Consider the following 26753-nt stretch of genomic DNA (forward strand, 5'->3'; position numbering starts at 1 on the left):
GCCGCGGATGCTTCAGCAATTGCGTAGGAGCGTCGCCCTCGGCGCGACGCGGCTGCAGGCATTCCACAAACTCCCACCGATGCCACACACGCCCATGGACCGAGGGCAATTCGATTGTGACCGCCTTACCAACCGCGCTCGCTCGGTGATCTGCGGGCTACTCGGCCACTTGCAGCTAGCAGGCCCCGGAATGAAAAACGCCCCGAACCAGTCGGGGCGTTTTCATTTACAGCCGCTACTCAGCTCAAGCCGGCAATACCGGCGGTTGGCTTTGCGCCAGGTCGCTCAGCTCGCGATTGGCCACGGCGTACATGGCGTAGTCACTGCCGGTTGCCGCACGCAGCTCGGCGAGCATGGCCTTCCAGCGGTCGACCAGCCGGCGGTTCTGCTCCAGCCACATCTCGACCCGTGCCTCGATCGACTCCGGCCCGTTGGCCAGTTGCAGCACCGAGACGGTGATGGCGCGCTGCTGCGCATCCAGGTCGTCGCGGAACGCTTCGCGGGCCAGGGCCTGCCAGTTGCTTTCCACGCTGAGGCCGCTGATCTGCTGCAGATACCAGGACAGGTCCAGGGCATCGGACACCGCGAAGTGGGCGGACGCCACTTCAGTCGGCTCATAGCCGGTGAGGTCGGCAGACTCGATGATCGGCAGCAGCGTGTACAGATGGCCGGTGCCAGCCACCACGCGGGACAGCAACTCCGGTACGCCGGCCTCGACGTAGGTCTGGTAGCGTGCCATCCACTCGTCGCGGGCCGGGCCCTCGAGCAACTCGTCCAGGCGCATGGCCAGTGCCTTGACCCGTGGGCCAAGGTGCGCCACGTCACGAGCGGCATCCAGGTCGTTGCGGCGGCTGCGCAGGTACCAGCGCGTGGCGCGACGCCCCAGACGCATCAGCTCGTCCATCATGGTCAGCTGCACATCGGCGGGCACCTGGTTGTCCAGGGCCTCGATCTGACGCCACCAGAACGGCAGGTGGAAGACGTCGCGTACGACCACGTAGGCAGCGGCCACCTGGGCAGAACCTACCCCGGTGGACTCCTTCAGGCGCTGCACGAAGGTGATGCCCATGTGGTTGACCAGGTCGTTGGCGATCTGCGTGCTGACGATCTCGCGCTTGAGGCGATGACGACGCATGGCCTCGCCGTACTCCTGCGCCAGGCGCGCCGGGAAGGCGGTTTCCATCTCGCGCGACAGGTAATCGTCGTCGGCGATATCGGACTTGATCAACGCTTCCTGCAGCTCGATCTTGCTGTAGGAGATCAGCACCGATAGCTCCGGACGGGTAAGCCCCTGGCCCTTGGTGGCGCGCTCGTTGAGCTCCTCCTCACTGGGCAGGAACTCCAGGGCGCGGTCCAGCTTGCCGGAGGCTTCCAGCGCCACCATCAGGCGCTTGTACTCGCCCTGACGTTCGCGGGCGCGGCGCTCGGCCAGCGACAGCGCCTGGGTCTGCTTGTAGTTGTTGCCCAGCACCAGATTGCCCACGTCCTCTGTCATCTCGGCCAGCAGCGTGTTGCGCTGCTTGCCGGTCATGTCGCCGGCGGTGACGATCTCGTTGAGCAGGATCTTGATGTTCACCTCGTGGTCGGAGCAGTCCACCCCACCGGCGTTGTCGATGAAGTCGGTGTTGCTGGCCCCGCCACCCAGGCCGTATTCGACGCGACCGAGCTGGGTCATGCCCAGGTTGCCGCCCTCGCCCACCACCTTGGCGCGCAGTTCGCGGCCGTCGACGCGCAGCACGTCGTTGGCCTTGTCGCCGACGTCGGCATGGCTCTCGCGGCTGGACTTGACGTAGGTGCCGATACCGCCGTTCCAGATCAAGTCGACCGGCGCCTTGAGCAATGCGTTGAGCAGTTCGGTCGGCGCCAGTTTGTCGGCCTGGATATCGAAGCGTGCCTTCATCTCCGCGCTGATGGCGATGCTCTTGGCACTGCGCAGGAAGATGCCGCCACCCTGGGAAATCAGCGACGCGTCGTAATCGGCCCAGCTCGAACGCGGCAGGTCGAACAGACGCTTGCGCTCGACGAAGCTGCGCGCCGCATCCGGATTCGGGTCGATGAAGATGTGCAGGTGGTTGAAGGCCGCGACCAGTTGCAGTGACTCGGACAACAGCAGGCCGTTGCCGAATACGTCACCGGCCATGTCGCCGATACCGATCACGGTGGTCAGGTCCTTCTGCACGTCGACGCCACGCTCACGGAAGTGGCGCTGCACCGAAACCCAACCGCCCTTGGCGGTGATGCCCATGCCCTTGTGGTCGTAACCGGCCGAGCCGCCCGAGGCGAACGCATCGCCGAGCCAGAAGCCATATTCGTTGGCGATGCCGTTGGCGATGTCGGAGAAGGTCGCAGTGCCCTTGTCCGCCGCAACGACCAGATAGGGATCATCGGCATCGTGGCGCACCACGCTGGCCGGTGGCGCCACCTCGCCATCCTTGAGGTTGTCGGTGATGTCCAGCAGGCCGCTGATGAAGATCCGGTAGCAGGCGATCGCCTCCGCCTGGATCTCGTCGCGACCGCCACCCAGCGGCAGACGCCGTGGCACGAAACCGCCCTTGGCGCCGACCGGCACGATCACCGCGTTCTTGACCTGCTGGGCCTTGACCAGGCCGAGCACCTCGGTACGGAAGTCCTCTTCGCGATCCGACCAGCGCAAACCACCACGAGCGACGTTGCCAAAACGCAGGTGCACGCCTTCGACACGCGGCGAGTAGACGAAGATCTCGAACTTCGGCACCGGCCGTGGCAGTTCGGGAATCGCGCTCGGGTTGAACTTGAAGCTGAAGTAGTTCTTCACCTCGCCCAGGGCGTCGGGCTGGTAGAAGTTGGTGCGCAAGGTCGCCTTGATCAGGTCCAGGTAGCGACGCAGGATGCGGTCTTCGTTGAGCACCGCGACGTTGTCGAGCGCACCGAGAATGGCCTGTTCGAGCTTCTGCTGCTTGTCGTTGAGGTCGTCGGCATTGAGCTTGCGGGCGAGGTAGAAGCGCGTCCGGAACAGGCGCACCAGCTCGCGGGCGATATCGGCATGGTTGAGCAGCGTGTTGGCGATATAACCCAGGTCGAAGCCCAGGCGAATCTGCTTCAGGTAACGGGCATAGGCGCGTAGCAGGGCCACATCGCGCCAGGCCAGGCCAGCGGTCAGCACCAGGCGATTGAAGGAATCGTTCTCGGCATCGCCGCGCACGATGTGCACGAAGGCGTCCTGCAGCGTGTCATTGAGCTGCTGGATGTCGAGCTTCATGCCTTCGGGATAGGTGAAGGCGAAATCGTGAATCCAGAACTCGCGACCACTCTGGTGCTGCAGGCGATAGGGGAATTCGCCCAACACGCGCAGGCCGAGATTCTCCAGCACCGGCAGTACGTCGGACAGCGCCAGCGGCGTGTCGGCGTGGTACAGCTTGCAATGCAGCTGACGCTCACCGGGCACCAGCGGCTGGTAGAAGCTCATGACCAGCGGGCGCTCTTCGGAGAGGCTGCGCAGGTGCTGCATGTCGACCACTGCCGAATGCGGTGCGAAGCGCTCGCGGTAACCGGCCGGGAAGCTTTTCGGGAAGTCGGTGAGCACGCGGGTGCCCTTGGCTTCGCCGAAATTCTCCACGGCCATGGCGGCGTAGTCGTCGGTCCACGAACGGCAGGCCTGGACGACTTCGCGCTCGAGCTGCTGAGGGTCGATGTCCAGCTTGGTCTTCGGGTCCACGCGCAGGATGAACTGCACGCGAGCCAGCACAGACTCGGAGAAATAGGTCCAGAACTCGCAGTCGCTGGCCTGCAGGCGGTCGACCAGCACCTGCTGGATACGCAGGCGGGTCTCCGTGGAATAGACGTCGCGCGGCACGTAGGCCAGGGCGTAGACGAAACGACCGTAGGGATCGAAGCGCAGGAACAGGCGCACCTTGTTGCGCTCCTGAATCTGCACGATCGACAGCGCCGTGCTGGCCAGTTCGTCGACCGGCGTCTGGAACAGGTCGTCGCGCGGCAGCACTTCGAGAACCTTGACCAGCTCCTTGCTCAGGTGGCCCTGGGAGATGAAGCCGGAGCGCTTCTCGACCTCGGCGACCTTGCGGCGGATGTAGGGAATCTCGCGCACGCTCTCGCTATAGGCGGTCGAGGTGTAGATACCGAGGAAACGGCACTCCTTGACCACCTTGCCGCTGGCGTCGATCTCGCGAATGGAGACGAAATCCGGGTACGCCGGACGATGCACGCGGCTCGGTTGCGCCGCCTTGGCGAACGACAGCAGGGTCGGTTCGCGCAGGTAGGCCAGCGCGTAGGGCTCGATGTGCAGGTCGTCCTTGCTCAGGCCGCTACGCAGGCGCCGCGACAGGCCCAGCAGCGAGCTCTCGTCGTACTGCAGGTGGCCGCCATCGACAGCGTCGTGAACGGTGAATTCCTCATAGCCGAGGAAGGTGAAATGGTTGTCCTGCAGCCAGGCGAGAAACACCTTGATCTCGTCCAGTTCGGCCGGGTCGGTGGCACCCTTGCCGAAGGTGCCGTCGCCTAGCTTGGCCAGCAGTTCCTGGGCCTTGGCCTTCATCGGCTGGAAGTCGGCCACGCTCAGGCGCACCTCTTCGAGCACATCGAGCAGGGTCTTCTGCAGCGACTTGATTTCAGCGTTGCTGGCGCAGCGGTTGATCTCCAGGAACATCAGCGACTCGAGGCTGATGCCCTCGCCGGTACTGCCCTTGGGCAGCAGTTCGAGCAGTGCGCCCTGGGCATCGCGGCGCACGCTGAGCACGCTGTTCTGCAGGGTATGAATGCTATAGCCGCGGCGTTTGAGTTCGATGCGCACGGAGTCGACCAGGAACGGGATATCCGGGTGCAGCACTTCGATGCCGGTATGGGTGCTCTGCCAGCCGTGCTTTTCATAGTCGGGGTTGAATACGCGGACTTGCGGCTGGGCAGGATCGAACTGGGCCAGCAGGCGCCAGGCCGAAAGGGTGCAGCCAACGAGGTCGGAAAGTCGCCGCTGAGTCAGTTCCTCGAGTGCGATGATGCCAAAGAACTGTTCAGCGAACAGGGCTACTTGTGGCAGGTCCTGCTCGCTGACGTGCTGCGCCAGGGCCGCTTGCAGTTGGTGCTGGAAGTCGGCTTTGCTGGCCGCGGTGAAGAACGCCATTTGTATGCTCCGTCTATGGGCTTGGTATGTGCGATTCGTGTTTCCATGCGTAGTTCAACCTTAGACCGGCTGCCTGCAAACGCTACCTGAAATGCGCGATGACGCTCCGGTCACAGGTGCCCGGAGAGCTTAACGAGGCGAGTGCGCTGCACGCTTGCGGTGCAGCGACATTTTCGTTCACGCTGCCAGTGGCACAGCAGACATCGTACGACCGCTTGCACTGTGCCAGCACAACGCCTAAAGTCTGGCGTCAATAAAAATAAAGCCAACGGACGTCGCCCATGTCACTGTTCCTTTCCTGGAAGCAGAAGTTTCGCCTGCTGATTCTCATTACCCTCTCCAGCCTGGCGCTGATGACAGCCGCCTCGTTCTGGGCCACGCAAACCCTGAGCACTGCCCTGCAAGCCAGGGAAAACGCCACGGCCTATGCCGGCGCCTCGGCCACGCTGATGAACCAGTGGCTCAAGCTGGGCGCGGAGCGGCGACGTCTCACGCCCGGCGATGAGGAGGATTTCCAGGACAGGCTGACGGCGCTCAGTGCGCTCTCCAGGCAATATGCCGAGCGCGCCGAGCGACTGGGCGATGGTTCGGTGATCGACAGCTCCAGGCAGATCGACGAACTGCTGCAGGAAGACATCCGCCTGCAACACAGCTGGCTGGAGCAATCCCACGAGCTGGGCCTGACATCGTTCACCGGGCAGCGCGCCAAGCTCGCCGAGAGCGGTAAAGGTCTGGAACGGGTGAGCATCAGCCTGATCCAGGCATCGATCGCCGATGCGCTGAGCAACCAGCGCGATTACCTGGCCACCTTCGACGGGGCCTATGCCGAACACGTGCAGGCGGCGCTGGCCGACCTGCAGACACGCATCATCGAACTGGAATGGCAGGACAGCCAGGTCGGCAAGGCGGTTGCCACCTACAGCGCCGATTTCGCCGCTGCGGATTCGATGATCCAGCGCATCGCCGGCACCGAAAAACACCTGCTCGACCAGGGCCGACAGATCGAAAACAGCATCGAAGCCCAGGGCGTTCATCTGCAACAGACCGTGCTGGCCAACGCCACTCGCCAGGCCGAACAGGCGCGCAGCACCGCCAATTGGGCGATGGGGCTGACCTTCGTGGCGGTGTCGCTGTTCATGCTGATCACCCTGAGCCGCGCTTCACGCCTGCTGATGGCGCAACTGGACAGGGTCAACCGCCTGCTCGCCCAGGTCGCGGCGGGCAATCTCACCGCGCGGATCGATGTCAGCCAGAACCACCGTGACGAATTCAACCAATTGGGCAGCGCCTCGAACCAGATGACCCAGGGCATCGCCGGGGTGATCCGCCAGGTGCTCGACGGCAACCAGCAACTCAACCAGCTGCACAGCTATCTCAACGACGCCATGCGCCGCCTGGAAGAGAACAGCACCCAGGTGGAGATGCAGACCGAGCAGGCCGCTTCGGCCTCCCAGCAGATTTCCGCCACGGTTCATGAAATGGCCCAGCGCACCACCGATGTCGGCAACGCTACCCAGGCGGCCTATCAGTCGGCGCGCGATGGCGCCTCGGTGATCAATGCCAGCGCCGACGACATGCGCCGACTGTCGCAGCTGATCCAGGACACCCACGCCCAGGTCAGCGCCCTCACCCAGTCGAGCACCAAGGTCTCCAGCATCATCGACGTGATCAACGGGCTGGCCGACCAGACCAACCTGCTGGCCCTCAATGCCGCCATCGAAGCGGCCCGCGCCGGGGAAGCCGGCCGGGGCTTTTCGGTGGTCGCCGACGAAGTGCGCTCCCTGGCCCAGAAGACCGTGGCAGCTACCACCGATATCGCGGTGATCGTCAACGAGCTGCGCCAGCAGACCCAGCAGATGGACCAATTGATGACCAGCGGCCTCAACCTGGCTACCCAGGGCGAGCGCAGCTCAGGCGAAGTGGCCCAGGCCATCGACGGCATCACCGGTTCCATGGAGCACCTCAGCGCCGAGATGAGCCAGGTGGTAGTGGCCATCGAGCAGATTTCCTGCACCACCGAGGAGATCGCCGCCAAGGTCGAGGACATCAACCTGCATACCGGCAAGACCAAGACCCTGCGCCTGAGCCTGGACGAACATACCCAGGGCCTGTCGCGGCAGGTCGAGGCGCTCAACCACAGCGCCGGCCAGTTCCGTATCGTTTGAGCCGGTACTGGCCGCATGCTCCGGCATGCGGCTGGCGATCCGGTCACAGACCGCATCCGGCTCGCATGGCTTAACGCCCCCGCCTTCGATTATCATGGGCGGCCCTGACGAGCGGGGTTCGTCGCTCGCGATTCGCATCTGGACAGCCCCATGGAACACAGAGACGCGCTGCTCGCTCTTCGCCACTTTCTCGCCAGCCAGATTCTCGGTCAGGAAAAGCTCATCGACCGCCTGCTGATCGCCCTGCTCGCCGACGGCCACATGCTGGTCGAAGGCGCTCCCGGCCTGGCCAAGACCAAGGCGATCAAGGAACTGGCCGAAGGCATCGAAGCCGAGTTCCACCGCATCCAGTTCACCCCCGACCTGCTGCCGGCCGACATCACCGGCACCGAGATCTATCGCCCGGAAACCGGTAGCTTCGTGTTTCAGCAGGGGCCGATCTTTCATAACCTGGTGCTCGCCGACGAGATCAACCGCGCGCCGGCCAAGGTGCAGTCGGCACTGCTCGAAGCCATGGCCGAACGCCAGGTATCGGTGGGCCGCAGCACCTACGACCTGTCGCCGCTGTTTCTGGTCATGGCCACCCAGAACCCCATCGAGCAGGAAGGCACCTACCCGCTGCCCGAAGCCCAGCTCGACCGTTTCCTGATGCACGTGAAGATCGGTTTCCCCGACGCCAGCGTGGAACGCAAGATCCTCGCCCAGGCCCGCGGCGAAGCGCTGCACGGCGAAACCAAGCCCGATCACCGCCTCAGCCAGCAGGCGATCTTCGCCGCCCGCAAGGAAATTCTCGGCCTCTATATGGCCGATGCGGTGGAGGAATACCTGGTGCAACTGGTGATGGCCTCGCGCACCCCCGGCAAGTTCGACGCCGAGCTGGCCGAGTGGATCGCCCACGGTTCCAGCCCGCGCGGCTCCATCGCCCTGGACCGCTGCGCACGGGCCCACGCTTGGCTGGCCGGCCGCGATTTCGTCAGCCCCGAAGACATCCAGGCCGTGCTGTTCGATGTACTGCGCCACCGCATCATCCTGTCCTTCGAGGCCGAGGCCTCGGGCATCGACCAGGACCGCGTGGTCCAGCGAATCCTCGACGTGGTCGCGGTGGCCTGATGCTTTCGCACGCGGATAACCCTGAGCTGCAGGCGGGCATCCGTACCGATCTCAAGCAACTGATCGACATGCGCCACCGGGTGCGCGAGGTGCAGCTGTTTTCCACCCCCGGCCGACGCAGCCCGCTGATCGGCCTGCACCATTCGAAACTGCGCGGGCGCGGGGTCGACTTCGACCAGGTGCGCGTCTACCAGCCGGGCGACGACGTGCGCACCATCGACTGGCGCGTCACCGCACGCACCCAGGAGCCGCACACCAAGCTGTTCCACGAAGAACGCGAACGGCCCATCTACCTGCTCGTCGAGCAGAGCCGCCAGCTGTTCTTCGGCTCGGGCCTGATGTTCAAGTCGGTGCTCGCCGCCCGCGCAGCCGGGCTGATCGGCTGGGCTGCGCTGGGTCACAACGACCGCATCGGCGGGCTGGTCTTCGGCGGCCAGGATCACCACGAAATCAAACCGCGGCGCAGCAAGCAAAGCCTGCTGCAACTGCTCAGCCGCCTGGCCCGCGCCAACCAGGCGCTGTCCGCCGATACGCCGCTGGTGCGCGACAGCTTCGGCCAGGCCCTGCGCCGTGCCCGGGAAGTGCTGCGCCCCGGCAGCCTGGTGGTGGTGCTCTGCGACGAACGCACCCTGGGTGACAGCAGCGAGCAGCAACTGATGCTGCTGGCCCGGCACACCGACCTGCTGCTGCTGCCGGTCTCCGACCCGCTCGATCACGCCCTGCCCGCCTCCGGCCTGCTGCGCTTCGCCGAGGACGACGCTCAACTGGACGTGGACACCGAGGATGCCAACCTGCAGCACCGCTACCGCGATCAGGCCCAGGCACGCCGCGCGCGCTGGCAGCGCCTGGCGAACAAGCTCGGCGTGCCGCTGCTGTCACTGTCGACCGGCCAGGAACTGGTCGAACAGTTGCACGAGCACCTGAACAACCTGCGCACGGGTCGATCGGCATGAATCCGCTGGACCAGCTCGAACCCTTGATCGCCCCCGCCGCCATCGGCTGGTGGCCGCTGGCGCCCGGCTGGTGGCTGCTCGCCGTGCTGTTGCCGGTACTGCTGTGGGCCGCCTGGCGCCTGGCACCGCGCTTGCCCCGGCCACGCCGCAAGCAGGCCGTCGAACAACCCCTCGATCCGCTGCGTGAAGCGGCTCTGCAAGAACTGCAGCGCCTCAGCAAACCCTATGACGGCGCTGCCGCCGGCCCCTGGCTGCAGCAGCTCAACGGCCTGCTCAAGCGCCTGTGCCGCGAACGCTACCCGGACAGTCACAGCCACACCCTGAGCAGCCGCGCCTGGCTGGCGTTTCTCGACAACCGCTGCCCGGCCGCCGGGCTGACGCGCTGGATGATTCTCGTCGAGGGCGCCTACAAACCGCAGTGCAACCTGGACGACAAGGCCATCGACGGCCTGCACCAGGCGGTCGCCATCTGGATTCGCAAGCATGTTTGAATTCGCCTGGCCGTGGATCTTCCTGCTCGCGCCCCTGCCCTGGCTGCTGCGCCTGTGGCTGCCGACCGCCGACAGCGGTGAAGCGGCGCTGCAGGTGAGCTTTCTCCGCGAGTTGGAAAACCTGTCCGGGCGCCGTGCGCGTCTGCAACTGCCGCCCTGGAAGAAGCAGGTGCATTTCGCCCTGCTCTGGTTGCTCCTGCTGATCGCCGCCGCGCGCCCGGAATGGGTCGGCGAGCCCCTGCCACTGCCGGCCAGCGGGCGCGACCTGCTGATCGCCGTGGATGTATCCGGCTCGATGGACTACGCCGACATGCGCCTGGACGACGAGGACGTCAGCCGCCTGACCCTGGTCAAGCAACTGATCGGCGAATTCATCGATGGCCGCACCGGCGATCGCGTCGGCCTGATCCTGTTCGGCAGCCAGGCCTACCTGCAGGCGCCGCTGACCTTCGACCGGCAGACGGTACGCACCTGGCTCGACGAAGCGGTGATCGGCATCGCCGGGCAGAACACCGCCCTCGGCGACGCCATCGGCCTGGCGGTCAAGCGCCTGCGCCAACGCCCGGCCGATAGCCGCGTGCTGGTGCTGATTACCGATGGCGCGAACAATGGCGGGCAGATCGAACCGATGACCGCCGCCCGCCTGGCCGCCGAGGAAGGCGTGACCATCTACACAATCGGCATCGGCTCCGACCCGCAGCAGGCTGGCAATTTTGCCGCCTTCGGCCTGAACCCCAGCCTTGACCTGGATGAACCGAGCCTGCGCGCCATTGCCGAACTCACTGGCGGCGAGTATTTCCGCGCCCGCGACCAGAGCGAATTGCAGAACATCGAAGCGACCCTCGACCGCCTCGAACCGGTCGCCCAGCAACCGACCCTGGCGCGCCCGGCCCAGGCGCTTTACGTCTGGCCGCTGGCGGCGGCTCTGCTGTTGAGCCTGCTGCTGGTGATCCGCAGCCTGTGGCCGCAACTGCACCAGCAGGCGCTGAGCGCCGCGCAACGCCTGGGGCGCAAGACGCCATGAGCGAATTCCTGCCCCATCTGCTGCGCCCCTGGTGGCTGCTGGCGCTGCCCATGCTGGCCTGGCTGTTGTGGTCGCTGGGGCACCGCAAAACCCGCAGCGGCCGCTGGCAAAGCCTGCTGCCACCCGCCTTTCACGCCGTGCTGCTGCGCGGCGGTCGGGGCCGGCGCAGCCGTTTGCCGCTGATCATTCTCGCGCTCGCCTGGCTGTTGACCACCCTGGCGCTGGTCGGCCCCAGCTGGCAGCGCATCGAGCAGAACGACGTCAAACCGGCCGACCCGCTGGTGGTAATGCTCGAACTGACGCCGCAGATGCTGGCCAGCGACGCCTCCCCCAACCGCCTGGCCCAGGCCCGTCGCAAATTGCTCGACCTGCTGCAAGCCCGTGGCGACGCGCAGACCGCCATCGTGGTGTATGCCGGCAGCGCCCACACCCTGGTACCGCTGTCCGATGACCTGGGCACCAGCCGCAACCTGCTCGAAGCGCTCAAACCGTCGATCATGCCGGAGCCTGGAAAACGTGCCGACCTGGCGGTGGCCAAGGCGCTCGAACTGCTCAAGGGCGGCGCCCAGGGCCAGGGCCGCCTGCTGCTGATCACCAGCAGCCTGGACGACGGCGAACGCAGCGCCATCGCCAGATTGCTCGGCAGCCGTGGCGAGCGTTTGCGCATCCTCGGCGTAGGCAGCAGCGAGGGTGCGCCGATCGTCCGGGAAGACGGCACTTTCATGAAGGACGAGCAAGGCGCCATTCTCATGCCGCGCCTGGACGCCAGCGGGTTACGGCAGTTCGCGGCGAGCGTCAAAGGACAATACCGCAGCATCAGCCTCGACGATCGCGACCTGCGTAGCCTCGGCCTGCTCGACGGCCCGTCGCAACTGCGCGACAACGGCCACAAGACGCAATTGCGCAGCTGGGCCGACCAGGGTCACTGGCTGCTCCTGCCGCTGTTGCTGCTGGCCGCCTGCGCGGGGCGCCGTGGCTGGCTGCTGTGCCTGCCCCTGCTGTTGCTCGGCACGCCGCAAAGCAGCATGGCCATGAGCCTCGACGACCTCTGGCTGCGCGCCGACCAGCAGGGCCAGCGCCTGCTCGACGCGGGCCGCCCCAAGGAGGCTGCCGAGCGCTTCGAGGACCCACGCTGGCGCGGCACGGCGCTCTATGAAGCAGGCGACTACGCGGCGGCCGCCGAACAGTTCGCCAAGGATGACAGCGCGCCCTCGCTCTATAACCGCGGCAATGCCCTGGCCCGCAGCAACGAGTTGGAGGCGGCCATCGATGCCTACGAACGGGCGCTGGAAATCGATCCGCAACTGCAGCAGGCCGCGAAGAACAAGGCCCTGGTCGAGGAGCTGCTGCGCCAGCATCAGCAACAAGAGCAAGAGCAGCCGGACACCGGTGACGACGAGCAATCCACGGACCAGCCCAACGAGCAGCAGCCGCCCGGCCAGTCCTCGGCCTCCAGCGAAGACGAGCAGCAGCAAGGCCAGGGCCAGCCGCCGACCAGCGAGGATCAGCCACCCGCCAAGCAGGAGCAGGCGCCCAGCCAGGCCGGCGAGCCCGACGAAAAGGCCGAGCCGGCGCAGGCCTCGCCGCCAGACGGCGAGGCCCAGGACGCCGATGCACCGCTCGATGGCGAGCGTCGCCAGGCTCTGGAACAATGGCTGCGGCAGATTCCCGATGACCCGGGCGAATTGCTGCGCCGCAAATTCTGGTACGAACAGCAACAGCGCCAGGAACAACCCCGATGACCCGCCTGCTCTGCACCCTGCTTTTCTGCCTGCTGGCATTCCAGGCCAGCGCGCAGGAATTTACCGCCAGCGTCGACCGCAGCCGGCTGAACCTGGGCGAAAGCCTCGACCTGATTCTCGAATCGGCGGACGCCACCGAGTTCGGCAAGCCCGACCTGACGCCGCTCAACGAGCTGTTCGACGTACTTGCCACGCGCCAGGTCAACCGCCTGACCACCCTGGATGGCCAGGCGCGCGCCAGCACCCGCTGGATCGTCACTATCAAGCCGCGGCACAGCGGCTATGTGGTGGTGCCGCCGCTACGCCTGGGCGACTCACAGAGCCAGCCCGTCAGCCTGCACATAGTGGAATCGTCCAGCCAGGGCACGGACGAGCAGATGGCGCCGGTGTTCATCGATGCCAGCCTGGATCACGAAAGCGTCTACGTGCAGGCGCAGAGCGTGCTGACCCTGCGCATCTATCACTCGGTATCGCTGTACGACGACAGCAGCCTGACGCCGCTGGAGATCGCCGATGCCCGGGTCGAATCCCTGGGTGAACCCCGCACCTACGAGCAGGATATCGGCGGCGTGCGTCATGGCGTGATCGAGCTGCGCTACGCCATCTTCCCGCAGAAGAGCGGCCAGCTGACCATCCCCAGCCAGGTATTCAGTGCGACCCTGGCCGACCGTAGCAGCCGCAACGGCTATACGCCGTTCGGCCCGCGCCCGGGCAAGGTCACCCGCGTGCGTTCTCCGGAGATTCCCCTGACGGTCAAGGCCAAGCCCGCCGGCTACCCGGCCGACGCGCCCTGGCTGCCGGCCCGCGCCCTGAGCCTGGCCGAGGCCTGGAGCCCGGAACCGGGTCAGGTAAAAGTCGGCGACTCGCTGACCCGCAGCCTGATGCTCAAGGCCGATGGACTCTCCAGCGCCCAGTTGCCGCCACTGCCGGCGACCCAGGTGGAGGGCCTGCGCCGCTACCCCGATCAGCCCCAGCTGAACAATGAAGCCAGCGAGCGTGGGGTGATCGGCAGCCGTGAAGAACGCGAAGCCCTGGTGGCAGGCAAAGCCGGCAACCTGGAACTGCCTGCCGTGGACGTGGTGTGGTGGAACACCCATGAAGACCGCCTGGAACACACCAGCCTGCCAGCACGCACCCTGAACGTGGCGGCCGATCCGGCCCTGAGCGTCGAACAGCCGGTGGAAACGCGCCCACGCGGAAGCAGTGCCGTAGATGTGCTGCTGTGGCCGTGGCAATTGAGCACCGTGCTGCTGGCGCTGACCACTCTGCTCGGCTTTGGTCTGTGGTGGCACGCACGCAGCCAGCCGGCGGTGCAGCGCAGCGCCCAGGTCGGGCCCAGCCCGCGCACCCTGCTCGACGACCTCAAGCGCGCCTGCCTGGCCAACGACAGCCAGGCCACCCGCCAGGCCCTCGATGCCTGGGCGCGCCAGCAACCGGAAACTCTGGCCGACATGGCCGCCCGCTTCGCGCCGCTGTCAGAAGCTCTCGATGGCCTGAACGGCGCGCTGTACAGCGAAGCCGGCCAGCACTGGCAAGGCAAGCAGCTCTGGCAGGCCATCGGCGAATTGCCGGCGGCGGAAAAAACCCAGGACAACGGGCAAGACAGCGGCCAGTTGCCGCCGCTCTACCCGCGCTGAAGGGAGCCACCATGGACGCTCGCCCCGCCTCGCCCATCCCCAGCTTCTGGCGTGATGCCGCCCTACCCTTCATCGAGCTGCGCTCCATCGAAGACGGCAGAAAGGTCTGCTATGGGCGGCACAGCCATGCGTTCTTCTCGATCGGCGCGATCACCGGCGGCCAGAGCACCTACAGCAACCGCGAGATGGATCGCCAGGTGAGCCAGGGCACAGTGGTGCTGATGAACCCCGGCGATGTGCACGCCTGCAACCCCATCGACGGCGACCCCTGGTCGTACCTGATGTGCTACGTCGACCCGCAGTGGCTGGGCGAGTTGCAGCATGCCCAGGGCTTCACCGACGCGCCCGCCTTTCAGCGCTTCGCCGATATCGCCAGCGACGATGCCGAGCTGTATCAGGGCCTGCTGGCATTGCGGAGTGGCCTGCTCGGTCCATTGCTCAGCACCACCGAGAAGCGCGCCGAGGCCGAGGCATTCTTTGGTCTGACGCTGCAGCGGCTGGTACTCGAAGGCGAACGGGACGACAGCCTGAATCCGCGTCTGGAAATCGCCGCCGAACTGATCGAGCAGCACTGCGGCGAGCCGCTGCGCCTCGATACCCTGTGCGAAGCGGCGCAGCTGTCGCCGTCCCAATTGATTCGCGGCTTCAAGCAGCGCTACGGCATGACGCCCCATGCCTACCTGCTCAACCGCCGCATCCAGTTCGCCCATGCGCGCCTGAAAAGCGGCGCAGCCCTGGCCGAAGTCGCCCAGGAAGCCGGCTTCGCCGACCAGGCGCACTTCCAGCGCACCTTCAAACAACTCCTCGCCGCCACCCCCGGCCAGTACCGCGGCTAGCGACAAAACCCGTAGTCTGACCCAAGCCGGTAGCCTGGCGTTGAGCGCAGCGATACCCAGGAATCATCGACCAGCTCATCCCGGGTATCGCTACGCTCAACCACGGGCTACGGTTCTGTGTGCTCCAAGGACCTGCTCATAATCTTTCAACCCAGGCTCGCCGATTTTGGCAGCTAAGTGGTGGGGGGACGCGCGGTCTCTAACTGTGGGAGCGGGCCATGCCCGCGAAAAATCACGGGCATGAACTGGGCGTCCCCGCCGTCCCCACAATGAGTTCGCCAGCATTACCGAGTTGCTTGCGTGCTCAGCTCGTAGGGCGGTATCAGGAGCGAAGCGAACAGTCCGCCGATTCATGCCGATCCTGACACCACCGCAACGGCGTACTGCTTCGCGAGTACGCCCTACCGTACTGTTCGCGATCTCGTGGGAGGGGCTTTAGCCCCGAGCTCTTTATTTGCCTTAATAAAAAGCTTGAGGCTAAAGCCTCTCCCACGGGGAAAGTCCGTTTCCGCCTTGTAGTTGCAACTTCACGAGCATAAAGACTGCGAACAGGCTTTACGGGCTTACCCCAACACCAGATACCCCGCACTAGCCACCAACAACCCCGCCAGCACTCGATTGAAAACCCGCACCCGCTGCGGCGCCTGCAGGTACGGCTGCAAACAGGTACCGGCGATAGCCCAGCAAGCCAGCGACAAATAACAGACCACGCAGTAGATCGCCGCGAACTGAACCACCAGCCCGATATCACCATCGGCGGCAAAGGCACCCGTGCCGGCAATCGCTGCCAGCCACGCCTTGGGGTTGAGCCATTGCATCAGCGCACCGCCAGCAAAGGACGCAACCGCCCCACCTTCAGCGCTGTGCAACGCGGCATTATCGACAACCAAGCGCCAGGCCAGATAAAGCAGAAAGGCCACGCCAGCCCACTGGATCGCCGCCGTCAGCCAGGGCAACAGCACCAGCAACTGATGCAACCCCAGGCCAATCAACACCAGCAGTAACGTAAAGCCCAGGGTCGCCCCGGCAACATGCCTCATGGCTACCCGCAGGCCATATCGGGCACCCGCACTCAGCGAAACCAGATTGACCGGCCCGGGTGAAATGGAAGCGGCCAGCGCGAACGCCGCCATGGACAGATACAGACTCATCATCACGCATACCTCACTGCTGATCGAGTGGGGCACGTTACGCAGCGCCAATGCGGGCGTATTGAAGAAAATTTGCATGCTCTGAAACGAAAAAACCGCGGCCAGGCCGCGGTTTTTCATTTACCGATCATCTCTAAATAAGCGGACAAATTTACTTTAGACAAATGGCACAGTGCCATAAATAAATCTATCCCTTTTTCATAGATAATTTTCACTCATAAATTATCAGTAATTCCTAATTGCGCTTAACGCCGCGCTCCGCGGCAAATTTACGCGCAGCGGAAAATTTTCCCGACAGCAGCGCCTTGTTAAGTGTTCATTGCTCGTGTGCATGAGCCAGTATGTCCTGCGCTTTAAGCAACACATATGCAGGCTTATGTAATTGACTATTGACATCCAATTCATGACCAGATTTATGTCCAATTAGCAGCTGCAATATTGGCAACAGTCCTCCAACACCTGGCAATACTTGATCTGTTGCAACCCCATATGCCGATAGGCCGAGGCCCAAGAGCCCATAGGTAACTTTCCAATATTTGGCTGAATGCTTTTGGGTTCGTTGCAACTCTGCTCTGACTTGCGCAGCCTGCTCCCTCAGCTCCATTATTTGCTCTCTAGACGATTTTCCACTTGAGGTAGAGCCGGACATTATCTGAAATAATTTTTCTCTGAATAGCGGTAAAGCCTCACTAGCTTCTTCTCTCAACTCCAAAATTTGTGCTGGGTTAAGAGAGCTTACCCAAGGAATAGAGAACTCTCTTTCATTATCCAATAGCTGTAGCGCAGAGTGATTTACGAACCGCCCCTCGCTATGCAATAAGCCAGCCAAACCTATTCTTGAATTAGAAACAACGGAACCACCAGTTAAAGAAGCCTCTCGCGCAGTCCAGAAAATTGACCTAATTTGCTCCGCTGTCCATGCTCGCGCGAAATCCATTTTCTTGGGCTTTTTTTGATTAAACCCCGTGAGTTTGATTGAAGGGTAAACACATGATCCGACATCTGCCACAAAGCCATCAGACGTTTTTTCCAAGCTGAACTCTGCTTTAAATTCCTTTGCTATTACTTCGGTGGCTTCTTCAATTCTTGAGTAGAACTCAGCGAAGCAGGAGGAACACGTGATCGCCCAAGGGGTTCTGAATTTTATAATTCCCTTAGAAATCAATGGAAACAGGGTAAACAAGACCATCAAGTCTTCAAGCATGTAGTCTAATTTCTCATTTGTGGGCCGACCAAAATCAATAAACCTTTCAGTCAAAAGATCTGTCATCCACACTCGATCAGAAATCAACCCCATGCTTCGTGATATTCTTTCGGCAGTTGCGACTCTGCAGGGGAGTTCCTCACAACCGGCACCTATCAATAAATCCATGGCTCCATGAAGATGAACTTCAAAATTATTTTGTGAATCTATATCTCTTCCATGCTTTGCCTGATAATAGAAATAACCTTCGGATTGATCTCTCAACTCCTTTAGCATCCCTTTTAATGTTTTTCTCATATCAGACCAAGACTCTTTCCCTGCTAGTTCTTGGTGCAAAATTATTAAAGCTGGAGGAACATGAGATATTCCTTCAATCATATTATTCTCTCCTACTGGACACTTAACGGCCGCAGCATTCGCGGCTTTGCAATGAAGCCGAAGCCACAATGCAAAGGACGTCGCAGCGTTTGTGATTATTAGATTCCGCCTTCAAGGCTCTAGCTCATCTAAAACTGAGTTAAAACGGCGTGCTACATGTTCGTCGCTTATTGCGTATCTAACGGGCTTACTCTTTTTCTCTAAGCCAGCAACGATTGGATATATATTTCGCGATTTGATTTTCAAAATATTAATAGCTATTGGAGCACCAACATTGCTATAAAAAACATTACGCACATTACCATATGAAGTTCTCCCGCCAGATGATCCGATGTAGCACAATACTAGCCACTCCACATATTGGGCCAAAGACTCTTCTGGACAAAACTCCAAGCCACCAATTTCTTCAAGATTTCGTAAAAGCTCTCCATGGGAATTATGTGCCCCCATGAATACCCAACCTTTTTCATTTCATCAAAATAGCTATCATAAAAATCTTTGATTTGCGCTTGCTTTAAATAGGGTAAAAGACCTGAACCATAAGCAACACGAGCTTCTATTAGAGTCGGACCACGTTTCCCAATGCGCTGAACAAACTCCCTAGCACAAGTAATTAAAACTTGATTATGCACCATTGACCTTAATGAATAAAGAGCCATGTAGCAGTTGTGACGAACAACATCAGGTAGTTCAACATTCAGCGAGGAGCTTATTAAGAATTTATAGATTTCCATTTGTCTAGGTTCGGGCGCATGACTAAACTCCTCAAGAAGACTTTCATTGAGAGAGGTTGCCTCGGAACGTTCAACAATTTCTTTAATATCCGTAAGCTTAATAAGCTCGATAGGATCTTTAGATAGGATTACATCCACACAAGTTCTGAAAATGTATACGCAATCTTCAACTCCCGCCTCGTACTCATCATCTTCGTGCTCTAAGTCTTTGCGAATATCGTAAGCACGAAGAATTCGTCGATATTCTGGACGAGAAAGAAGCCCCATGCGATAAGCTAGATCAATCATTCGCAGGGTTGAATAGTTTTCTATATTTTCCGCTGATGATATCGGTGGTAGTTTATGTTGTTTTGCAGCTTCAGCAGCGATATCGATACCCGCAAATAATATTTTCTCTCTAAGATCATGAATAGATGCGTTAAATAGTCTCTGGCAAGCACTACTAGGGTCAACATGCAGCAATTTTGTGACACGCTGGATAAGGTTTTTCGCTTGCCAATGTGGACGAATTTGTAACAGCAAAGCATTAACACCAGAAGCTTCGATGATTTCCATATTTGCACTTGGAATTAATTCTTGTCCGCTACTCATTTAGTACTCCCAAAGAATCTAACGTGGGACGCTAAGCACCGTTCGCGCGATTTTGGCGAGCGTGTGCTTCAGCGACTTGTTATCCATCAATACACTCCGCTCTGCGCAGCAGAGCTGTAAATGCAATGAAAGTTCGGGCGGGATAAAAATGAAAAATCACGTTGTAACGCAGTATAGAGACTCGGCGTGTGCATTAGCTTAGTTAAGCGCCGCCGAGTGTCCATACTGCGCAATAGCTGCTTTTTCGATTTTTCGCCAGCCTGAGTCCTTGGCATTTACGGCTCCTTGAACTCGGTCTATATATTGCGTGGATAACAGTGATTAAACAGAATGCTGCATTAACGCAATAGTAAAGCGTTCTGTATAAGCGCGCCCTACCCGTATTAGCAAAAATTAAAATCCATATCAATCAGTAGTTTGCCGACCTACAGCACCGCACCACCTGTATTCGCCTGAATCCCGCATTTCCACGGCCAGCACTGCCCTATAAAAATCAGCCCCATCGTGCAGTAGCAAAACGCCCTCTACAGCATGCAAATACCGTAGAGGGCGCGCCTTTTACAGAACCAACCCGTCAGTGCGCCAGCAGCGAACCGCCCTTCTTGCCCGCCAGTTTCTCGGGTTTGATCAGGTAATGGGCCAGGGCCGGCAACAGCCACAGTGCGCCGAACATGTTGACGATGAACATGAAGGTCAGCATCAGGCCCATGTCGGCCTGGAACTTGATCGCCGAGAACATCCAGGTGGCCACGCCGATGGCCAGGCACAGGCCGGTGAACAGCACGGCTTTACCGGTCGAGCGTAGGGTCTGGTAGTAGGCTTCCTGCAGCGGCAGGCCGGCGCGCAGGAAGGTTTCCAGGCGGCTGTAGATGTAGATGCCGTAGTCCACGCCGATGCCGACGCCCAGGGCGATCACCGGTAGGGTCGCGACCTTCACGCCGATGCCCAGGAAGGCCATCAGGGCATTGCCGAGGATCGAGGTGAGGATCAGCGGCAGCACGATGCAGATGGTCGCGGCGAAGGAGCGGAAGGTGATCATGCACATCGCGCCGACGCACAGGTACACCAGGATCAGGATCAGCAGTTCCGAGGTGCTGATCACTTCGTTGGTGGCCGCTTCGATACCGGCGTTACCGGCGGCCAGCAGGAACTCGACGTTGTCGGACTGATGCTCGGCGACGAAGCCCTCTACCGCATTCACCGCACGCTTGAGGGTTTCGGCCTTGTGGTCTTCGAGGAACACCAGCACCGGCGCCACCGAGCAGTCGGCGTTATAGAGGCCGTCGGCGCGGGCGATGGAGTTGTTGAGCACGTCAGGGTTGCGCGACAGGGTTTCCCACTTCAGGTTGCCCTCGTTCATGCCCTTGATCACCTGGCGCGACACGCTGACCATGGAGATCGCCGATTGCACGCCCTGGGTGTTTTCCATGGTCCACATCAGCTCGTCCATGGCCGCCATGGCCTCAAAGGTCGAGCAGCCTTCGGACGCGGTCTTGACCATCACCACCAGCACGTCGGAGCTGGTCGAGTAGTTGCGGATCACGAAGTCGTTGTCCAGGTTGTAGCGCGAATCCGGGCGCAGCTCAGGCGCGCCCTGGTCGAGGTCACCCACCTGCAGGTGCTGGTGCTGGTACCAGAAGCCGCCGACCGCGGCGATCAGCGCCAGGCTCACGGAAATCGGTGCTACGCGGCCACTGGCGAAGTTGGACAGGCGGCGCCAGAAAGGATGCTCGCTCACCGCGTCGCGCTTGCTGCGCTCCACGGCCTTCCTGCTGATGCCGATATAGGAAATCGCCACCGGCAGCAGGATCAGGTTGGTGAACACGATGACCGCCACACCGATGGAGGCGCCGATGGCCAGCTCGCGGATCACGCCGATATCGATCAGCAGCAGGGTGATGAAGCCCACGGCGTCGGCGAGGATGGCGATCATGCCCGGCAGGAACAGCTGGCGGAAGGTCAGCCGCGCGGCGGTCAGCGAGTTGTCGCAGCCGCCGGACTGCAAGGCGATGCCGTTGATCTTCTGCACGCCATGGGAAATACCGATGGCGAAGATCAAAAACGGCACCAGCATCGAGTACGGGTCGAGGCCGAAGCCCACCGTGTGCATAAGGCCCAGCTGCCAGCCCACCGCCACGAGGGTGGTGATCAGCACGGCGATGGTGCTGCGGATGCACCAGGTGAACCAGTACAGCAGCACGAAGGTGATCAGCAGTGCCACGCCGAAGAACAGCGCGACCATCACCAGGCCGTCGATCAGGTCACCAACCTTCTTGGCGAAACCGATGATGTGAACCTGTATGTCCGGGTTCTGCGCCTGGTACTTGTTGCGGATCTTCTCTTCGAGCTGGTGGGAGAACTGCTGGTAGTCGAGTTTGATCAGGCGGCCCTGGTCTTGCGGGTCCGGGTAGGACTCGAGCAGCGGCACGTCGATGATGCTGGACTTGAAGTTGTTGGCCACCAGGCGGCCGATCTGCCCGGACTTGAGCACGTTGCCACGCAGCTCTTCGAGGCTCTGCGCGCTGCCGTCGTAGGTTTGCGGAATCACCTCGCCACCGGCGAAGCCTTCCTCGGTCACCTCGGTCCAGCGCACGCTGGGGCTCCACAGCGACTTCAGTCCGGAACGGTCGACGCCGGGGATGTAGAACACCTCGTCGTGGATCTGCCGCAGGGTTTCCATGTAGGACTGGCTGAAGATGTCGCCGTCCTTGGCCTCCACGGAAATACGCACGGTATTGCCGAGGTTCGCCAGGTCGTTGCGGTGCTCCATCATGTTCTGGATGAACGGATGGCTCAGCGGGATCATCTTCTCGAAGCTGGTCGAGGGGCGCACCTGGGTGGCCTGGAAGAACAGGAAGAGGCTGACCAGCAGGCAGATCAGGATCACTGCCGGTCGGTTGTTGAAGATCAGGCGCTCCAGCAGGCTGGCCTTGTCTTGATCAAGGTTACTCATCGAACACTACCCCAGCTTGTTATTGTTGGCCTGGATTGGCACCGGTCTCGGTGGTCAGGCGTACGCCGCCCTGCCCGACCAGCACCAATTTGCCGTCTGCACCCGCGGTGACGCCCGCCAGGGATACGCGATCCGGGCGGTTGAACACGCTGAAGCTGTTGCCGTGATCGGTACTGCGCAGCACGCTGCCGCCGTGACCGACCACCACGATGCTGCCGTCGCCGAGCGTGGCCGCACTGGCCAGGCCGAACTCCAGGTCACCGCCGCTGGCGGTGTCGAGCGCGACCTGCTGCCAGGTTTCGCCCGCGTCGGTGGAATGGAACAGGTGGCCGCGCAGGCCGAAGACCAGCAGGCCATTGGCTTCGCCGCTGGGGATCACGCCGAACAGCGAGCCCTGATAGGGGCTTTCCAGGGTTTCCCAGCTTTGCCCTTCATCGGTGGAACGGAACAGAGCGCCCGCCTCGCCAACGATGAACAGGCCGGCGCCCGGCACATCGGCGATGGCGTTGAGGTGATAGGTGTCTTCGTTATCGAGGCGGTCGCTGACGTCGTCCCAGGTGGCGCCGCCATCGCTGGTCTCCAGCAATGCACCATAGGCGCCGATGGCGAAACCGTGCTGGGCGTCCTTGAACCACAGGTCGAGCAGCGGTGCTTCGCGCTGCAGGTCTTCGAACTGCTTGGTCCAGGTCGCACCGCCGTCGCTGCTCGCCAGGATCAGCGCGTCGTGGCCGACCGCCCAGCCACGCTGGTCGTCGACGAAAAACACCGCGGTGAGCATCTGCCGGGTCGGCACCTTGGCCTGGGTCCAGTTGGCGCCGTCATCGTCGGAGTACAGCACGTGACCGCGCTCGCCGACCGCCACCAGGCGTTTGCCGGCATGGGCGACGTCGAGCAGCAGGCTGGAGACGGCGCGGGTCGACGGCACCGAGAAGGTCGACGCATCGGCGGCCTGGGCCTGGACGAGCGGCGCGCCGGCCATCAGCAGCGAACACAACGCCAGTGCCTGCAGCACGGGCCGGGTGACTTTACCGCTTCGGGTGCGCCGCACGATGGGCTCACTCATACACAACTCCCCCTTTGTTCTTGTTATTCCGGCGCCTGCGCGGCGCCGCCTATGCTATCGGCCTTTGCAAGACATGGTAGCCACCACGTTCTGCTGTTTTGTAAGAAAAAGCCCGTGTTATCGACCGCGCGAATGCCAGCCGCTCAACTCGTGCGCCGCCGCCTCAGCGAGTACCGCGACGACGCAGCGCCGCCGGTGTGAAATAACCGTCATTGGCAGTCGGCTGGCTGAAGTCGATGGTGTTGGCTTCCTCGTTGTCCAGGTTCTGCACGTGGTAGCGACGGGCCTGCAGGTCGTGGAACACGTCCAGCGCGGACCAGGTGGTCGGCAGTTCGTAGTAGTTCTTCAGGTACGCCATGGACACGCGCCACAGCTCGCCGCGGCCATCGTACTGATCGACCACCGCGGCCTGCCAGCTGTCTTCGTCCAGGTACAGGGTGCGCTTGGAATAGATGTGCCGCTCACCGGTCTTGAGCGTGCCCTCCACCACCCACACGCGGTGCAACTCGTAACGGGTATAGGCCGGGTTGAGGTGGCCGACCTGCAGCAGGTCCTTGTACTTCACCTGCGGGCTGGTGAGTGCGTAGCTGTTGTAGGGAATGTAGATTTCCCGTTTGCCCAGCAGCTTCCAGTCGTAACGGTCCGGCGCGCCGTTGAACATATCGGTATCGTCAGCGGTACGCAGGCCATCGGCTGCGGAGATCGGCGTGTCGTAGGCCAGATTCGGCGCGCGACGGACGCGGCGCTGACCGGCGTTGTAGCCCCAGGCCTGGCGGGGCTCCTTGACCTGATCCAGCGTCTCGTGAACCAGCACCGCGCCACCGGCCAGGCGCGCGGGGCTGCGGGTGAACGACAGGTAGTAGAACAGGATGTTGCTGAGGTCGGCGTAACTGCCTTTCGGGTCGTAGAACTTGAACAGCGCTTCCTGCTGCGAGGTGACCAGCGAATAGGAGCCGTTGCGCTGCACCGCCACTTCCGAGGCGCGGCGAACCACGTAGGTGCCGCGATAACGGGCGATGTGGTTCCACAAGGCCTCGACGCCATTCTGCGGAATCGGGAACGGGATGCCACCGAAGGCATCGGCAAAACCGTTGCCGCCGTCGAGCAGCTTGGCACTGACGGCGTTCCTGGCCGTATTGTCATACACCCACTGCGGCGCCGAGCCCGAGCGACGGCTGGGGTAGACCGGCATCTGGAAGGTGTCCGGGTAGGCCTCGAACAAGGCGACCTGCCCCGGCGTCAGTTGATTGCGATACTGGGCCAGGTTGGCGCGGGTGATGGTGAACAGCGGCTTGTCGGCGGCGAACGGGTCGACATGGTGCTTGCCCGAGCCCTGGTAGCCAGCCGGCGGCTGGGTGATGCCGCCCGTCCACGCGGGAATGGTGCCTGCGGCGTTGCCGGCCTTTTCGGCGCCCAGCGGCGTGAGGCTCGCCCCCAGTTTGGCGGCGTCCTGCGGCGAGACCGCGGCCATGCTGTTGCCGGCCAGCAGCACCAGCGCGACGGCGACACCCTTGATGTTCAGCATGCTGTATCCCCGTGATCAGAAGGAGTATTTGACGTTGAAGCCGATGTTGTCGCGGTCGCGCACGGCATTGTTGTTGCCACCACCGGAAAACTCGGTGTACTGCAGCTCGGCTTCCAGGCTGTTCATGTACGCCGCCTTGATGCCGAGGGTATAGGCCTTGCGGCCCTCGATGAAATTGCCGGTCTGGTAGGAGTTACCCTCGAAATCATCCTTGTAGACGACGAAGGGCGACAGGTTCACCCCGGCCAACACATCATTCCTGGTGCCGGACAGCAACAGGGTGTAGCCATAGGCATTCTTGTTGGCCTGGTAGCTGCGCCCGTAACCGAAGGTGTAGGAAGAGTCGCCCCGCCCGGCGTAATAGCGGGTCGAGCCATCGAACGCGGTGTATTTCAGGTCGCTACCGCGCAAATGCTCGGACGCCAGCTCGGCCACCCCGGTCAGCGCGTCGAAGCCCAGCGACGGGCCGAAATTGTAGAGGGTGCCGAGCGAAGCGTTGTAGGCCTCGACCCGTTCGTAGTTATGGATTGCATCACCCATCTGCAGCGCCTGGCCACCAATGTTGCCCTGTTGCCCCTGCACCAGCCGCGATCCCTGCTGCAGCAGATCGCCAAGCAGGTCGTTGGTCGCAGCGATGGCGATCGGCAGGTTCGGGCGGTAGGCCAGTTCACCGAATACCGAGGCATCGCCCAGGGTGGTGTTGAAGCTGAAGCCGTACATGCGGATGTTCTCGACATACTCGCGGTGCGCATTGACCTGGCTGGCGGCATCGACGGTGGCGGCGCCGTTGACCAGCCCCAGAAGCGTCTGCGCCTGGGCGCTACCGGCGCCTGCAGCGCTGAGCAGCGCGGCGTAGTTGGGAATGCTGCCACCGCTGGCCGTACTGGTGATGGCATCCAGATCCAGCCCGGAGAACCCATCGAGGTCGGCGTAAAGCGTCGGTTCCTTGGCGTGGTAGTTGACGAAGTAGAAGCCGAACTCGGTCGAGTTCAGCTGTTCGGCAATATAGCGAAAGGCAACGCCGAACTGACCATCATCCTTGGCTTCGATATCCGAGCCGATGGAGGCGACCTTGAAGTAGCCATTGCTATCGAGATAGTCCGTGCCCTGCAGCCCGCCAACGCCAAGGGCCGTCAAGGCGGCGTAGTTGCTGCGAAAGGCAGCGCTGCCCAGCGCTGCATTGCGGGCGTAGGCGGTATTGCCACCTTCGGCGAACAGATCGGTCTCGGAGAAATAGCTGCCCACCGGATCGATGGCGGTTTCCTTCCATTTGAACTGGTAGAAGGTTTCCATCGACAGGTTGTCGGTCAGGCCGATATTGAAGCTGACCGCCTCGACGGGGATCAGCACTTCCTTGAGCTCCGCACCCGGCAGACGGAAGCGCGCGCCGTCCACGGGGTTGCTGGTATTCACGCCACCGCGGTAGAACAGGCCCTCGCCCCAATTGAACACCTGGCGGCCCAGGCGTGCAGTGACCGGGCGCTCGGCGACGCCCCAGTTGCCATAGAGGTAGGCGTCGAGAATCTGTGCATCGCGGCCGGCGCTGTGCCGGGTATCACGGGTGAACCGATCATCGTTGGGGGTATTCTGGCTTGGCTGGGCGGCCCGATCGCCACCGTAGAAGTCGTTGCGCTTGTCCATGATCTGCGTGTCGTAGAACGCGGTGCCGCGCACGAACAGGCCGTAGTTCTGGTAGTTCATCTCGAGATCCGAGGTGATCTTGAACACTTCGGAGGCCAGCCCGGTGTCGAAATTGCGATTGCCGTCATTGACGTTGACGTCGTTGTTACCACGGCTCTGCCCCTGCACACGCCACAGTTGCCCATAGGACAGCGTGGTGTCCAGCGAGCCGCTGACCTCGTTATCGGCGAAGCTGAACTCCACCGCCTGCGCAGGCGCGGCAACCAGCAGCGGCAGCACGCCGGCCAGGGCAAAACCGGCTTTGGCCGGCACCAGACGCGGGGCCCGCACAAGGGACTTGATACGCATTGAATCTCTACTCCGCAGACAGACAGTCATTATTCTTGCAGCTCATTTTCCGATGAGCCTGGCGAACCCCTGGCAAGGTGTCCGTCGATAACCT

General features: G+C 62.1%; 16 protein-coding genes. 8 read left to right on the top strand and 8 right to left on the bottom strand.

What is annotated here, in order from left to right; genetic code table 11:
• Positions 1 to 244: 244 nt before the first annotated feature.
• Positions 245 to 5113 (bottom strand): NAD-glutamate dehydrogenase, encoded by a 4869-nt coding sequence (locus BVH03_RS15845; protein WP_075962069.1) that lies wholly within the window; start codon positions 5111 to 5113, stop codon positions 245 to 247.
• 281 nt (positions 5114 to 5394) lie between these two features.
• Here BVH03_RS15845 and BVH03_RS15850 point away from each other — a divergent pair, with 281 nt between their 5' ends.
• From BVH03_RS15850 to BVH03_RS15885, 8 genes are all read left to right on the top strand, one after another.
• Positions 5395 to 7278 carry a methyl-accepting chemotaxis protein gene (locus tag BVH03_RS15850; RefSeq protein WP_083640075.1) on the top strand — a complete coding sequence of 628 codons (1884 nt, stop codon included), beginning with the start codon at positions 5395 to 5397 and terminating at the stop codon, positions 7276 to 7278.
• Positions 7279 to 7428: 150 nt separating this feature from the next.
• On the top strand, positions 7429 to 8388 hold the full coding sequence (locus BVH03_RS15855) for a MoxR family ATPase (protein ID WP_075962070.1): 960 nt from the start codon (positions 7429 to 7431) through the stop codon (positions 8386 to 8388).
• Positions 8388 to 9341 (top strand): DUF58 domain-containing protein, encoded by a 954-nt coding sequence (locus BVH03_RS15860; RefSeq protein ID WP_075962071.1) that lies wholly within the window; start codon positions 8388 to 8390, stop codon positions 9339 to 9341. The genes BVH03_RS15855 and BVH03_RS15860 overlap by 1 nt, the downstream gene beginning before the upstream one ends.
• Positions 9338 to 9832: a DUF4381 domain-containing protein gene (locus BVH03_RS15865; protein ID WP_075962072.1), complete on the top strand. Its 495-nt coding sequence runs from the start codon at positions 9338 to 9340 to the stop codon at positions 9830 to 9832. Before BVH03_RS15860 ends, BVH03_RS15865 begins: the two co-directional genes overlap by 4 nt.
• A complete protein-coding gene (locus BVH03_RS15870) occupies positions 9825 to 10856 on the top strand; it encodes a VWA domain-containing protein (protein WP_075962073.1) in 1032 nt (343 codons plus the stop codon). The genes BVH03_RS15865 and BVH03_RS15870 overlap by 8 nt, the downstream gene beginning before the upstream one ends.
• Positions 10853 to 12598, top strand: a complete 1746-nt coding sequence (locus BVH03_RS15875) for a VWA domain-containing protein (RefSeq protein WP_075962074.1) — start codon at positions 10853 to 10855, stop codon at positions 12596 to 12598. The genes BVH03_RS15870 and BVH03_RS15875 overlap by 4 nt, the downstream gene beginning before the upstream one ends.
• Complete coding sequence (locus tag BVH03_RS15880; RefSeq protein ID WP_075962075.1) at positions 12595 to 14235, top strand: BatD family protein; 1641 nt, start codon at positions 12595 to 12597, stop codon at positions 14233 to 14235. The genes BVH03_RS15875 and BVH03_RS15880 overlap by 4 nt, the downstream gene beginning before the upstream one ends.
• 11 nt (positions 14236 to 14246) lie before the next feature.
• Positions 14247 to 15071: an AraC family transcriptional regulator gene (locus tag BVH03_RS15885; protein ID WP_075962076.1), complete on the top strand. Its 825-nt coding sequence runs from the start codon at positions 14247 to 14249 to the stop codon at positions 15069 to 15071.
• A 563-nt stretch (positions 15072 to 15634) separates the two neighbouring features.
• On the opposite strand, the gene BVH03_RS15890 is transcribed toward BVH03_RS15885, so the two are convergent.
• The 7 genes from BVH03_RS15890 to BVH03_RS15915 form a co-directional block, all read right to left on the bottom strand.
• Positions 15635 to 16222: a LysE family translocator gene (locus BVH03_RS15890; protein WP_075962272.1), complete on the bottom strand. Its 588-nt coding sequence runs from the start codon at positions 16220 to 16222 to the stop codon at positions 15635 to 15637.
• A 316-nt stretch (positions 16223 to 16538) separates the two neighbouring features.
• Positions 16539 to 17804, bottom strand: coding sequence for a hypothetical protein (locus BVH03_RS25980; protein WP_143485980.1), 1266 nt, complete (start codon positions 17802 to 17804; stop codon positions 16539 to 16541).
• A 344-nt stretch (positions 17805 to 18148) separates the two neighbouring features.
• Positions 18149 to 19129, bottom strand: coding sequence for a hypothetical protein (locus BVH03_RS25985; protein ID WP_143485981.1), 981 nt, complete (start codon positions 19127 to 19129; stop codon positions 18149 to 18151).
• A 574-nt stretch (positions 19130 to 19703) separates the two neighbouring features.
• A complete protein-coding gene (locus BVH03_RS15900) occupies positions 19704 to 22082 on the bottom strand; it encodes an RND family transporter (RefSeq protein ID WP_075962077.1) in 2379 nt (792 codons plus the stop codon).
• 19 nt (positions 22083 to 22101) lie between these two features.
• Positions 22102 to 23145, bottom strand: coding sequence for a YCF48-related protein (locus BVH03_RS15905; protein WP_075962078.1), 1044 nt, complete (start codon positions 23143 to 23145; stop codon positions 22102 to 22104).
• A 163-nt stretch (positions 23146 to 23308) separates the two neighbouring features.
• Entirely contained in the window at positions 23309 to 24670 is a 1362-nt protein-coding gene (locus BVH03_RS15910) for a DUF1329 domain-containing protein (protein WP_075962079.1), read from the bottom strand.
• A 15-nt stretch (positions 24671 to 24685) separates the two neighbouring features.
• Positions 24686 to 26659 carry a DUF1302 domain-containing protein gene (locus tag BVH03_RS15915; protein WP_075962080.1) on the bottom strand — a complete coding sequence of 658 codons (1974 nt, stop codon included), beginning with the start codon at positions 26657 to 26659 and terminating at the stop codon, positions 24686 to 24688.
• Between the last annotated feature and the right edge of the window lie 94 nt (positions 26660 to 26753).

Origin of the sequence: Pseudomonas sp. PA15(2017), from assembly GCF_001945395.1 — a bacterium.
GTDB lineage: Bacteria > Pseudomonadota > Gammaproteobacteria > Pseudomonadales > Pseudomonadaceae > Aquipseudomonas.